Source organism: Streptacidiphilus sp. MAP12-16, from assembly GCF_041262165.1.
GTDB lineage: Bacteria > Actinomycetota > Actinomycetes > Streptomycetales > Streptomycetaceae > Streptacidiphilus.
The window spans coordinates 161,362-173,449 of the sequence record NZ_JBGCBY010000009.1 but is presented as its reverse complement, the minus strand read 5'-3'; the positions used below and the strand labels follow the sequence as shown (position 1 = coordinate 173,449).

Here is a 12,088-nt window from a genome sequence, read left to right as displayed (position 1 = left end):
TCAGTTCGCCGCGCCTGCCTTGTTCGTGGTGCGGCCGTAGCGGCGGTTGAAGCGGTCGACGCGGCCTGCGGTGTCCAGGACGCGGGCGTTGCCGGTGTAGAAGGGGTGGCTGGCCGAGGAGGTCTCGACGTCGATGACCGGGTAGGTGTTGCCGTCCTCCCACTCGGTGGTGCGGGTGTCGGTGGCGGTGGAGCGGGTCAGGAAGGCGAGGCCGCCGACCTTGTCACGGAACACGACGGGGCGGTACTCGGGGTGGATGCCGGGCTTCATGGTGACTCCTTGGACGTGTGGGGGAGTGGACGTGAGGGGGAGTGGCGGGGGGTTAGCGCTCTTCGCGGAAGAGCACGTGCTGCCGCGCGACCGGGTCATATTTGCGCGCGCTGAGCCGGTCGGGATCGTTGCGGCGGTTCTTGCGGGTGACGTACGTGTAGCCGGTCCCGGCGGTCGAGCGGAGCTTGACGATCGGGCGCAGTTCGCTGCGGGCCATGGGTGTCCCTCCTTGACGGAGCAGTCGGTTCACTCAGTGAAATGGTTTTCATTCCCCTTAAGGTGGCATCCTCTTCAGCAGCCGTGGCAGCTACGGTATTCCCGCGCCCATTCCACAGGGCGCTTCTCCATGCTGGCGCCTTTGCTGGATCGGCGCGCCACGGCCGCGGGGGAGTGCTGGGCTCTGCCGCCGCCTTGGCGGGGGCGAGGCAGGCCCGTTCTGTCTGAGCGCGTGATCTTGGTGCTGGTTCAGCCCTGACGGGCCTTGTAGCGGGGGTCGCGCCGGTTGATGACGAACACCCTGCCGCGCCTCCGTACGACCTGCGCGCCGGGCTTGGCCTTCAACGAGCGAAGCGACTTGCGGACCTTCATTGGCGCGTCCTCTCCTTGTGTGCGAGGCCTGCCATGGGCCCCGCAACTATGTGCCCATGACAACCAAGGAGTGGGGATGTCTATTCCGTCGGATTCGTGCAGCTGCCGGTAGCCGTTGGCAGGCCGTGCCCACAACCGGGCCGCCGCTCGAACACTCATCGTCGCTGCTCAAGGCCTGGTTGCCAGGTGCCCTTCGCATGGCGGGCACCGGGAAGACCACAGGCTACGATGCGCTGCCTGATCCGGATTGGACGACGCCGACGGTCAGGATCTGGACCGGCTTCGAGCACGTCTGCGACGTATAGGCCAGGTAGATCGGAGTCGTCTGGTTCGGCGGGTAGATCTGCAGGTAATCCGCAGTGACCTGGGCGCAGCTGGATGAGGGGACGTTCCCGGCGTCGACGATCCGGAGGAGCGCGTTGCCGCTCTCGCCCGGTGCGAGCGTGACGAGCGTGCGCGCGGCGGTGCCGCTCTGCTTGGCCGCAAGGCCGATCTGCGTGACGGGCGTCCCGCCGGCGAGCGCTACGCCGGGGTAACCGTAGAGGGTGCAGGTGGTGTGCGAGATGTTGGTGAAGTCGATCACGGTGTAGACACTGCCGGCCGTGCCCTGGCTCACCCCGATCTTGGCGTTGAGCGAGCGGGTCGGACACGCCGCCGGACCAGCAGGCGCGGCCGACGCAGGTATCGACACGGCGGAGGAAGGACTCGACGCCGAGGGCGAGGCCAATGGCGGCATCGACACCGGCGCCGACGCAGCAGCGCTCACCGACGCGCCCGCGCCGGTCGCCCTCGGCGTCGGGGACGGATTCGAGGCGGCGCATCCCGTGGCGAGCGCCGCCACGCACATCAGCGATGCTGCGGCGAATCCTCTGCGGCCAGGCATACCTGCGGATGATGTCATCGTCTCTTGTCCTTCTGCTGAGTGAGGCTCCACCTGGATCCTTCACCGGCAACGACGACGACGGGGCGACTGACGAGGCCCCAGCCCGGTAGCGAAACTGTCACGGTCTCATCACCGTCCCCGTGCGCACAGGCCCTCTGACGCCCTGGTCTGACGTTGCCGGGGCGAGACGAACCGGGCAGGAGCTGGTGACCACCATCGACAAAAGGATCCGCCCGCGAGAGAACGTCCCGGCGGGAGGCGCAGCTGGAGCGCGGGTCTGTGAGCCTGCGGGCGCTCGTGCCCCGGGCCCCGGAGCAGGGCAGGTGCTCCGGGGCCCGGGGGAAGATGGCGTCGGCCAGGATGGGGGAATGCCTGACCGCACCGGTCCAAAGGTGCGGATGCCGCCCCGGTGGCGGTCGCCTGTTGGCGAGGTGCTCCGTGGGGCTTCAGCCGAACTGATCGTCCCCACGGGCGGAAGGTGAGGCCCCGGGACACTGTCCCACCGGCACGACACCCGCACGCCTAGTTTAACCATCAATCACCTGTGTCCATTCCCATGGCCTCAACACCCACTGGGCGCGGGCCTGGAGGGACGGCTCAGATCAGCCGCTCCTCGGCCAGGGAGTTCGCGCCGTCGATGACGAGGACCTGGCCGGTGGTGAAGCCGGCCAGTGGGGAAGCGAGGTAGGCGACCATCGCGGCGACCTCCTCCGGGCGCCCGGGGCGGCCGACGGGTGTGCTGCGGCCCTGGGCGAGCTCGTGTGGGGTGGAGGAGCCGGTGGCGATCCAGCCCGGGGCCACGGCGTTGGCGGTGATGCCGCTGCCGGCGACGAGGAGGGCGGTGGAGCGGGTGAGGCCGGTCAAGGCCGCTTTCGCCGCGTGGTAGGCGGCGTCGCCCCGGTAGGCCTGCACAACCCCCGACACTGAGGCCACGGTGACGATCCGTCCGTAACCGGTGCGGAGCATGGCGGGCAGTGCGGCCCGGGTGGTGAAGAAGGCGGTGTCGAGGTTGCGGGCGATGGAGTCGTGCCATTGGGTATCGGTGAGAGCGGTGATCGCTGCGGCTAGGTCCGGTTCGGAGTCCGGCCTCGTTTGCCAGTCCTGGGCCGGCGTCTCCTGGGGCGACGTCTCCTGGGCCGGGGTCGGCTGCGGGTCGGCAACCGAGGTCATCCCGGCGTTGTTGACCAGGATGTCGAGTCGGCCGAACCGGTCCAGGGTGATCTCGACCAGCCGGTTCGCCTCGTCGGCGACCGTCAGATCCGCGACCGCCCCGTGGGCCTCGACGCCCAGTGCCGCGAGGTCCTTGACGCGCTGGTGGATGCGGCCGGTCGTAGAGGTGACCACCACGCGCGCACCCAGCGCGCCCAACCGTGCTGCGCACGCCAAGCCGATGCCTGATTCGCTTCCAGCGCCGGTGACGATGGCTACGTGGCCGCGGAGTTCCGCCAGCGAGCCCATCACGGCGTCCCAGGGGCCAGCTCGAGTGTGTCCAAAGGTCCGCCCTCTCGTGAGTCAGCCATACGCGGAAGGCTGCCGCCCCACGGCTCCGGTTGCAACTCGGTGGCCCGTCAGCCGGCGCTGCGCGTCCGATCCACGGAGCTGTAATCCTCCCCGCCACAGGGGAATTCGGAGGAGAGGCGTCCAGTTCTGATGGGCTATGGGAATCCTTGGGGCAAAAGTGGCCCCTGGTGGGCGGGGGATGTCATCCCTACGATCATGCGATGCCGCGTGAACTGCGTACCACCACGACTCTCCGTTCGACCCTGACAGCGGGGGTCGCCGCCCTGCTGATGCTGGGAGTGTGCGTCGCCGGTCCGTTCTACGACCCCACCGGTCTGTTCACACTGCTGCCTGGGGCCGCGTTGAGGACGGCCCCGGTGCACGGGCTGTGGTCGGTCAGCGGAGTCGCCGTCTTCCTGCCGGTGGCCGTCGTCGTGGTGTTCTGCGGCACGTACACCTCGGTCCGGTCGGCCGCCAACGGCCTGGGGCGTTGGCGGATGCTGCTGCGCGTCTGGGGTGTGAGTGTCCTCGCAGCGGGCCTCGCCCGGCTGCTCGACGTGCTCGCCGAACTGGCCGGAGCGTCCGTCCAGGGCGGGACCCGGATCGCCCAGATGTCCGTCTCGACCGCGTTGTGGACTTCCGGACTCACCGCGGAACGGGCCGCACTGGTCGGCTGGCTGCCCGCCCTGGGCGCGATCCTGGTGTACCGGAAGGCGGTTGGCGAGAAATTGACCGGACTCGGCTGGCGCTGGTCGTTCGCTGCCCTGGGACTGTCGCTGGCCCTGCTCGGACCGCTGGCGGGGCCGATGCTGTGGGAGGGATCGCCGGCGGCCTCGTTCTACGGCGAGCCGCTGAGCGTTCGGTCGCTGCCCCTGGGTCCGGGCCGCTTCGCCGTGGAGCTGGCGGTCACCGCTGTAGTGGGCGCCTGGCTGTTCACGCGCTCCTCACGGCGTTATGACTGCGGGCGAGCAGGGCGGCTCCTGCTGGCCGGATGGCTGGCCGCGCTCGGCGGCGGCGCGGCCGCCGGCCTGGCGCAGACCCTGCTGGCGCTGCCACGCGACCTCGCCGGCTCGGATCTGTTCCTGGTGCCGGACGCCGGACTGCGGATCGCCGCAGGGCTCTCGCTGGGGCTCGCCTTCGGCTGGGCCGTGGTTCCGACCCTGCTGCTGATCAGTCGCGCCCTGGACGCCATCGCCGGCGGCCGGCGGCGCTTCACCACGGTGGCTGCCTCTGCACTGGTGCTGGCTCTCGCGTCCTGGCTGCTCTCATCGGCTACGCCGGGCAGCGCGCTAGCCGCATCCGGCGCCCCTGCGGCCCGGGCGACGGCGGCCCGGGCGACGGCGGGGTTGAGCCTCCCGGCCCTGACCGTGCGGGACGGCCGGATCGAGGACGTGGACGGACGCCAGGTGCTCCTGCGCGGTGTCAATGTGAACCAGCTGAACGACTACTACCCGGTGACTCCCGGTCGGCAGACCGTACGCCCGCTGAGCGACGCCGATTTCGCCGCGATGGCCGCGTTGGGATTCAACGTGGTCCGACTGAACATCAGTTGGTCACTACTGGAGCCGCAGCGGGGCCAGTGGGACAGGGCCTACCTGAAGCGGATCCAGGACGCCGTGGCCATGGCCGCCGCGCACGGGATGTACACCGACATCGATATGCATCAGGACGCCTGGGGCCGCTATGTCGCAGCTCCGGCCGGGACGGCCTGCGCGAGCGGCACCGATCCGCTGCTGGGCTACGACGGCGCGCCCCAGTGGGCGACGCTGACCGACGGAGTGCCCCGCTGCCAGTTCACCGGGCGGGACATCTCCCCCGCCGTGGCCAGGGCGTTCACCAACTTCTACCACGACACCGACGGCATCCAGAGCGAACTGGTGAAGACCTGGGCCCTGCTGGCCCGCACCTTCGGCAGCGACCCCGCGGTCGCCGGCTACGGGCTGCTCAACGAGCCCGGGATCGGGGAGGACACCCCGGTCACCTCGTCGGTGCTGCTGGGTGCGTACTACCACCGGGCCGTGCAGGTGATCCGCGCGCAGGAGGCAGGCGTCAACGGCGGTTTCCCGCACCTGGTCTACATCGAGCCGAGCGTGCTGTGGTCAGGCCTCGGCTTCGACGCGGCCCCACCGCAAGGATTCTCGAACGACCCCTACCTCGTCTTCGCCCCGCACCTCTACAACGAGTCGATCACCATGGACCAGGGCATGGGCATCACCCTGGTGTCGCTGCAGCGCGGCTTCGTCCTGGCCCAGCAGCAGGCGGCTGCCTACGGGATGCCGCTGTGGATCGGCGAGTGGGGCTGGTTCGGGACCAGCGGCGTCGACGACGCCCGGACCGCCGCCTTCGTGGACCAGGAGGACGCGCAACTGGTGGGCGGCGCCTTCTGGGTGTGGAAGCAGGCCTGCGGGGACCCGCAGAGCGACCAGTCGGCGGCCACGGCCGGAAACCTGGTCGAGGTCGACTGCGCGACCGGCAAGGACCTGCCGATCCACGCCTCCTTCGCCAAGGCCCTCGCACGGCCCTACCCGCGGGCCGCCCCAGGGAGGTTGGCCCGTCTCGCGGTGGACTCCAAGGGTCGGCTCACGCTCAGTGGGACCGCGCCGAAGGCGGTGGCCGGCGCCGACTGCGCGCTCGACGTCTGGTTCCCGGGGGCGGCCCGGCCGACGGTCGGCGGGAGCGGCGTCGGCGGGATCGATCTCCGCCAGGTCGACGGGGGTTGGCGGATCACCGGCTGCGCGGGCGGCGGCTACCAGGTGACCGTCGGGGTCTCCTAGCCGGATCTACTGACGATCCGCGGGAGACCCACCGAGACCCTTGTGAAGCGCAACACCGGGCCGCAGCACGCGAGCAGGTGCTGCATGGCGCAGGCCCTGTTCCAAGTCGGGGCGGGCGGTCTGTCAGCGGTTGGGCTCAGCTTCGGTGGAGCGCACCCGGTCCGCTTGCGTGAGTTGTCTGGCATGGATTGGCCAAAACCATAGCTTCCAAGTCGTGGACATGCCACTCTAGTTGGGCATCCCCCCTGGTGCAGTGGGCGTCTCGCTCGCATCCCCCCGCCTGCCGAGACGCCCGCAAGCAACTGTTCGTCATTGCCGATGCCCTGCCGCCTGCGCCGAGCGGGTGGATCTCGACGGTGGGCGTCCGGACGGCGACCCTGGGGCAGACCTCACGCATGTGGGCACCGAGGACCTGTTCCTGCCCTGGCGTCAGGTCGCAGGTGTGGGCCTCCATGAAGAAGGTGCCGGTGGTTGTCATTGACGTGGCGAATTGCGCATCAGGTCGCGCATCTCGGTGAGCAGGTCCACCTCGGTGGGCGGCTCCTCGACCGGGGGGAGGCCGGCCTTGCGGCGCTTGCGGTCGGCCATCGCGTTGAGAGGCGACACAACGAAGAAGTACAGGGCCGCCGCGATCAGCACGAAGGAGATCAGTGCGTTGATGAAGGCTCCGTATCGGAAGACGCTGTGGTTCACGGTGAAGGTGAGCGCGGAGAAGTCCTGCTTGCCGAAGATCGCTGCGATCAGCGGCGTGAGCAGGTCGTTGACCAGGGCGTTCACCACCGCGACGAACGCGGCGCCCATCACGAACGCGACGGCTAGGTCGATCACGTTTCCGCGCAGGATGAATTTTTTGAACCCTTGCAGCATGTAGGCCTCCTCGATTCGCAGCCCCTCCAGCGTTGGCCGCCCGGCGCTCACCGGCCCGCCGAGTAGTCCGAACAGGTGAGTCCGGGTGTACGGCGGGTAGCAGGCCCGGCAGCCGTGTCCCGCCAGGTACGATCGCCGGGTGAACACCTACTGGCACGTCGTTCTGCCGCCGCTCTGCGCCTGACCGGGCGCAGACACTGACGGTTCGATCCCCGTCCCGGCCGACCCGCAGGGCGGCCAGGGTTCATGTCGTGCGCCCGTTTCGAATCCAGTCCCTGACGCATTCGACGACGGAAGAACACGACTGTGCCGAAACGCACTTCCCCCCTGGCTCCCGCGCGCCCGGCCGCCGCCGGCCCGCAGCCCTCCCGCACCAGCCTCATGGGCGGCCCCGTGCCCATCCTCACCGCAGCCGTGCTGTGGGGCACCACCGGGACCGCAAGCTCCCTGGCCCCCGCCGGCGCACCGGCGGCGGCCGTCGGCTGCGCCGGTCTCGCCCTCGGCGGCATCCTGCTGTTCCTCACGTCCCGCGGTGCTCGCTCGCTGCCGGCGACGTGCACGCGGCCCGAGCGGTGGCTGCTCGTCCTCGGCGCGCTGGCGGTGGCCGGGTATCCGGTCACCTTCTATCCGGCCGTGGCCCGGACCGGCGTGGCCGTGGCCACGGTGATCGCGCTGGGCAGCGCGCCGGTCTTCACCGGGCTGCTGGCCTGGCTCACCGGACACGGTCGGCCGACCGCACGCTGGACCGGCGCCACTGCAGCAGCCGTGCTGGGCTGCACCCTGCTGGTTCTGGGCCCCGAGCTCACCGGAGATGCCAGGCCCATGGACCTGACGGGCATCGTGCTCGCCGGATGCGCCGGGCTGTCCTACGCCGGCTACTCGCTGATCGGCGGCAAGCTCATCACGCGCGGATACGCCTCCGACTCGGTGATGGGCGTGCTGTTCGGCGCGGCAGGGCTGCTCGTCCTGCCGCTCGTGCTGTCCACCGGCACGCACTGGCTCGCCACCACCCGCGGAGCGGCGGTCGCGCTGCACCTCGCCCTGTTCACCGTCTACCTGGCCTACCGCCTCTTTGGACGCGGCCTGCGCCACACCCCCGCGTCGGTGGCCACGACGCTGACTCTGGCCGAGCCCGCAGTCGCCGCGGTCCTGGGCGTCACCGTCCTGGGCGAGCGCCTGCCGGCCGCCTCCTGGTGCGGGCTGGCCGTCCTCGCCCTGGGTCTGGCCATCCTCACCGCTCCCGTCCGCACCGAGTCCCGGGAACGGTAGGCCGAGGGGCAGTCTGCCGGTTCGGTCCCAGGGCACCGCCGTGGGACCGAACCGGCATCGCGCGAGCCGCCCTCACCGGCTACCTGCAACTGCCCGGCCGGTGAGGGCCCTTGGCCGTGCGGTCACGCTGACAGGCCGCGCCGCGCACCTGCCGTTCCACTTGAACGGCAGTGAGCTTCGGTTGGCTCAGGCGTTGGGCCGCTTGCCGTGATTGGCCTTCTTCTTCTTACGGGCCCGTCGCTTGTTCCCTCGCTTAGCCATGGTGCACATCTCCCTATTTCAGGACTTTCCATGCCCTCGCCAGTCTAGTTTCGGCCTGGGACGCCCGCATCAGCGATGCCACTGTCAGGCTCAGTGAGAACCGCAAGGTCAGCCGCCCTCATGATCAGTCAGGTGCCGACGTAGGCCGCGAGGTGCTCGCCAGTGAGGGTGGAGCGGGCGGCGACGAGGTCGGCGGGTGTGCCCTCGAAGACGATCCGGCCGCCGTCGTGGCCGGCGCCGGGGCCGAGGTCGATGATCCAGTCGGCATGCGCCATGACCGCCTGGTGGTGCTCGATGACGATGACCGACTTGCCGGAGTCGACGAGCCGGTCGAGCAGGCCGAGCAGCTGCTCGACGTCGGCGAGGTGGAGGCCGGTGGTCGGCTCGTCGAGGATGTAGACGCCGCCCTTCTCGCCCAGGTGGGTGGCCAGCTTGACCCGCTGCCGCTCGCCGCCGGACAGGGTGGTGAGCGGCTGGCCGAGGGTGAGGTAGCCCAGCCCGACATCGGCGAGCCGGTCGAGGATGGCGTGCGCGGCCGGGGTGCGCGCCTCGCCGGCGCCGAAGAACTCCGCGGCCTCGGTCACCGACATCGCGAGCACCTCGCTGATGTCGCGGCCGCCGAGGTGGTAGTCCAGCACCGATGCCTCGAACCGCTTCCCCTCGCACTCCTCGCAGACGGTGGCGACGCCGGCCATCATCGCCAGGTCGGTGTAGACGACGCCGGCGCCGTTGCAGGTGGGGCAGGCACCCTCGGAGTTCGCGCTGAACAGCGCCGGCTTCACGCCGTTCGCCTTCGCGAACGCCTTCCGGATCGGGTCGAGCAGTCCGGTGTACGTCGCCGGGTTGCTCCGTCGCGAGCCGCGGATCGCGGCCTGGTCGATCGACACCACGCCCGCGTCCCTGCCCCCTGAACCATTGACCAGCGACCCCTGCACGAGCGAGCTCTTGCCGGAGCCGGCGACGCCGGTGACGACGGCAAGCACCCCGAGCGGGATGTCGACATCGACGTCGCGCAGGTTGTGCGTCGTCGCGCCCCGGATCTCCAGCGTGCCGGTGGGCTTTCGCACCGTCTCCTTGACGGCGGCCCGGTCGTCGAGATGGCGGCCGGTGATGGTGCCGCTGGCCCGCAGCCCCTCGACGGTGCCTTCGAAGCAGACGGTGCCACCCGCCGTGCCCGCGCCGGGGCCGAGGTCGACAACGTGGTCGGCGATCGCGATCGTCAACGGCTTGTGCTCCACGACGAGGACCGTGTTGCCCTTGTCCCGCAGCTGCAGCAGCAGGTCGTTCATCCGGTGGATGTCATGCGGGTGCAGGCCGATGGTGGGCTCGTCGAAGACGTAGGTGGTGTCCGTCAGCGAGGAGCCGAGGTGGCGGATCATCTTGACGCGCTGCGCCTCGCCGCCCGACAGCGTGCCCGACGGACGGTCGAGCGAGAGGTAACCGAGACCGATCTCGACGAACGAGTCAAGGGTCTGCTGCAGCGTCTCGAGCAGCGGCGCCACCGACTGCTCCTTGCGGCCGCGGACCCATTCGGCCAGGTCGCTGATCTGCATCGCGCACGCATCGGCGATGTTGATCTTACCGATGCGCGACGACCGGGCCGCCTCGCTGAGCCGGGTGCCCCCGCACTCGGGGCACGTGGTGAAGGTGACCGCCCGGTCCACGAAAGCCCGGATGTGCGGCTGCAGCGCCTCGGTGTCCTTGGACAGGAACGACTTCTGGACCCGCGGGATCAGCCCCTCGTAGGTCATGTTGATGCCCGCGATCTTCATCCTGGTCGGCTCGCGGTAGAGGAAGTCGTGCAGCTCCTTCTTGGTGTACTTGCGGATCGGCTTGTCCGGGTCGTAGAAGCCCGATGCGGCGTAGAGGCGGTAGTTCCAGCCGCCCGCGGTGTAGCCGGGGATGGTGATCGCGCCCTCGGCGAGTGACTTGGAGTCGTCGAAGAGCTCGGTGAGGTCGATGTCGGAGACCGCGCCCCGGCCTTCGCAGCGCGGACACATGCCGCCGGTGATGCTGAAGCTGCGCCGCTCCTTGACTGTCTTCCCGGCGCGCTCGACGGTGACCGCGCCCGCTCCGCTGATCGAGGGGACGTTGAACGAGAACGCCTTCGGCGAGCCGATGTGCGGTTTGCCGAGCCGGCTGAAGAGGATGCGCAGCATCGCGTTGGCATCGGTGGCGGTGCCGACCGTGGAGCGGGGGTCGGAGCCCATCCGCTGCTGGTCGACGATGATCGCGGTCGTCAGGCCTTCGAGGACGTCGACCTCGGGTCGCGACAGCGTCGGCATGAAGCCCTGCACGAAGGCGCTGTAGGTCTCGTTGATCAGCCGCTGCGACTCCGCGGCGATCGTGTCGAACACCAGCGAGCTCTTGCCCGAGCCGGAGACGCCGGTGAACACCGTCAGCCGGCGCTTCGGGATCTCGATGCTGACGTCCTTGAGGTTGTTCTCGCGCGCGCCGTGCACGCGGATCAGATCGTGGCTGTCGGCAACGTGCAGCGCAGGCGAATGCGAGTCCGTGCTCGTGGCCATGCTCATCGTGTCTCCATCTTTACTCGGGGCCGCCCTCGCGGTCTCCGTCGGCGTCGCCTGGCTCGATCTAACCAGCTTCAAGCAGTACGTCCGGCTCTTCTCCGCTTCGGCCCGGGGAGCCTCCGGTCCCCGGCCACACGGCGTTCCCGCCGCGGCGAGCGGCGGAGCGGCAGTCGCGCATCAGCTCGCGGTCGAGCAGCCCGTTCACCTCGCGCCAGGCCTGGATGCGGCGCGAGGAGATGCGAAACGAGCGGTACGGGGTGGCCGGCGCACGCGGGTCGAAGCCGGTGCGCGCGGCGAACCGGTCACCCGCTGCTGTGGCCGCGTGCCGATGCTCGGTGCCGCGACCACGCCGAGCGCGGGAGCGGGGGGTCGGCAGTCATCGGTCCTGAAGCAGCCCGAGGACGTTGCCATCAGGGTCGGTGACGGTGGCCACCAGGCGGCCGCCACCGACGTCGTGCGCGGGGTCCTTCACGGTGGCACCTGCGGCGGTCACCTCGGCCAGCTTCGCCTCGATGTCCGGCACGTGCCAGTAGGCCACCGGTGAGGTCATGCCCTGCGATGCACCGCCCGGCACCAGCCCGATGTGCTGGCCCGCGGCCTCGAAGCCGACGTAGTAGGACTCGTCGGCCTGCGGCGCTACGCCGAGCAGGGCGGCGTACACCTCCTTGGCCGCCGCCAGGTCGGAGACGGGATGCAGCACGGTCTTGATTCCCTGGGTGGAAGAGCCGGTCATGGTCACTCCTGAAGTCGTGGGTCTGGTCGGGATTTCTCTGGCTCAATGACGATCGGGAAGTCAGGAATCGACAGCCCGATCGCCCCGGATGGCGAATTCGCGTTGGCCGTTCGCCTTCCATGGCGGTCACACTAGGTGCGGCTCGGTGACCGCGCTTCTCGATTCCTGATCGGTCTGGCCACCCGTTTCGGCACGCAGCCGGCAGGCACGACCGCACGCACGACGGCATCCCCGCTGTCGCTCGCGCCGCCTGGCGCCGGTAGGTGCTGGGCGGCACGTCGGCCAGCTCGGTGAAGCGAGTCCTGAAGGTGCCAGCGGCGAGCAGCCGACCGCGAAACAGAGCTCGGCGAGGCCGAGGTCGCGACGACGCACCAGCGACGTTGCGCGCTCGATGCGCCCGTCACGGGATGGC

12 protein-coding genes and 2 pseudogenes are annotated in these 12,088 nt (G+C 69.9%); 3 read left to right on the top strand and 11 right to left on the bottom strand.

Going from position 1 to position 12,088, the window contains the following annotated elements:
- The 4 genes from ABIA33_RS14465 to ABIA33_RS14450 all read right to left on the bottom strand — a co-directional run bounded on the left by ABIA33_RS14465 (position 1) and on the right by ABIA33_RS14450 (position 1,474).
- Entirely contained in the window at positions 1–270 is a 270-nt protein-coding gene (locus ABIA33_RS14465; RefSeq protein WP_370081290.1) for a type B 50S ribosomal protein L31, read from the bottom strand.
- Positions 271–322: 52 nt separating this feature from the next.
- On the bottom strand, positions 323–487 hold the full coding sequence (rpmG, locus tag ABIA33_RS14460) for a 50S ribosomal protein L33 (protein ID WP_370081288.1): 165 nt from the start codon (positions 485–487) through the stop codon (positions 323–325).
- 248 nt (positions 488–735) lie between these two features.
- A complete protein-coding gene (ykgO, locus tag ABIA33_RS14455) occupies positions 736–858 on the bottom strand; it encodes a type B 50S ribosomal protein L36 (protein ID WP_370081286.1) in 123 nt (40 codons plus the stop codon).
- Positions 859–1,081: 223 nt separating this feature from the next.
- Positions 1,082–1,474 carry a DUF4232 domain-containing protein gene (locus ABIA33_RS14450; protein ID WP_370081284.1) on the bottom strand — a complete coding sequence of 131 codons (393 nt, stop codon included), beginning with the start codon at positions 1,472–1,474 and terminating at the stop codon, positions 1,082–1,084.
- Between ABIA33_RS14450 and ABIA33_RS14445 the strand changes: the two genes are divergently transcribed.
- Entirely contained in the window at positions 1,461–1,784 is a 324-nt protein-coding gene (locus ABIA33_RS14445) for a hypothetical protein (RefSeq protein ID WP_370081282.1), read from the top strand. The two genes, ABIA33_RS14450 and ABIA33_RS14445, sit on opposite strands and share 14 nt — an antisense overlap.
- A 554-nt stretch (positions 1,785–2,338) precedes the next feature.
- On the opposite strand, the gene ABIA33_RS14440 is transcribed toward ABIA33_RS14445, so the two are convergent.
- Positions 2,339–3,199 carry an SDR family NAD(P)-dependent oxidoreductase gene (locus ABIA33_RS14440; protein WP_370081280.1) on the bottom strand — a complete coding sequence of 287 codons (861 nt, stop codon included), beginning with the start codon at positions 3,197–3,199 and terminating at the stop codon, positions 2,339–2,341.
- Positions 3,200–3,462: 263 nt separating this feature from the next.
- Here ABIA33_RS14440 and ABIA33_RS14435 point away from each other — a divergent pair, with 263 nt between their 5' ends.
- Entirely contained in the window at positions 3,463–6,015 is a 2,553-nt protein-coding gene (locus ABIA33_RS14435; RefSeq protein ID WP_370081278.1) for a glycoside hydrolase family 5 protein, read from the top strand.
- A gap of 322 nt (positions 6,016–6,337) precedes the next feature.
- Here the strand turns inward: ABIA33_RS14435 and ABIA33_RS14430 are convergent.
- Together ABIA33_RS14430 and mscL are read right to left on the bottom strand one after the other, a co-directional pair.
- Positions 6,338–6,481: pseudogene (locus ABIA33_RS14430) on the bottom strand (hypothetical protein); the annotation flags it as partial.
- Positions 6,482–6,489: 8 nt separating this feature from the next.
- Positions 6,490–6,933: a large conductance mechanosensitive channel protein MscL gene (mscL, locus tag ABIA33_RS14425; protein ID WP_370081276.1), complete on the bottom strand. Its 444-nt coding sequence runs from the start codon at positions 6,931–6,933 to the stop codon at positions 6,490–6,492.
- 255 nt (positions 6,934–7,188) lie between these two features.
- On the opposite strand from mscL, the gene ABIA33_RS14420 reads away from it, so the two are divergent.
- Positions 7,189–8,151, top strand: coding sequence for a DMT family transporter (locus ABIA33_RS14420; RefSeq protein WP_370081274.1), 963 nt, complete (start codon positions 7,189–7,191; stop codon positions 8,149–8,151).
- A 186-nt stretch (positions 8,152–8,337) separates the two neighbouring features.
- Here ABIA33_RS14420 and ABIA33_RS14415 read toward each other — a convergent pair whose 3' ends face one another.
- From ABIA33_RS14415 to ABIA33_RS14400, 4 genes and pseudogenes are all read right to left on the bottom strand, one after another.
- Entirely contained in the window at positions 8,338–8,412 is a 75-nt protein-coding gene (locus tag ABIA33_RS14415) for a 50S ribosomal protein bL37 (RefSeq protein WP_100661309.1), read from the bottom strand.
- Positions 8,413–8,540: 128 nt separating this feature from the next.
- Positions 8,541–10,946, bottom strand: coding sequence for an ATP-binding cassette domain-containing protein (locus ABIA33_RS14410; protein WP_370081272.1), 2,406 nt, complete (start codon positions 10,944–10,946; stop codon positions 8,541–8,543).
- A gap of 160 nt (positions 10,947–11,106) precedes the next feature.
- Positions 11,107–11,250, bottom strand: a pseudogene (locus ABIA33_RS14405) (pyridoxamine 5'-phosphate oxidase family protein); the annotation flags it as partial.
- A gap of 69 nt (positions 11,251–11,319) precedes the next feature.
- Positions 11,320–11,676 carry a VOC family protein gene (locus ABIA33_RS14400; RefSeq protein ID WP_370081270.1) on the bottom strand — a complete coding sequence of 119 codons (357 nt, stop codon included), beginning with the start codon at positions 11,674–11,676 and terminating at the stop codon, positions 11,320–11,322.
- Positions 11,677–12,088 lie beyond the last annotated feature (412 nt).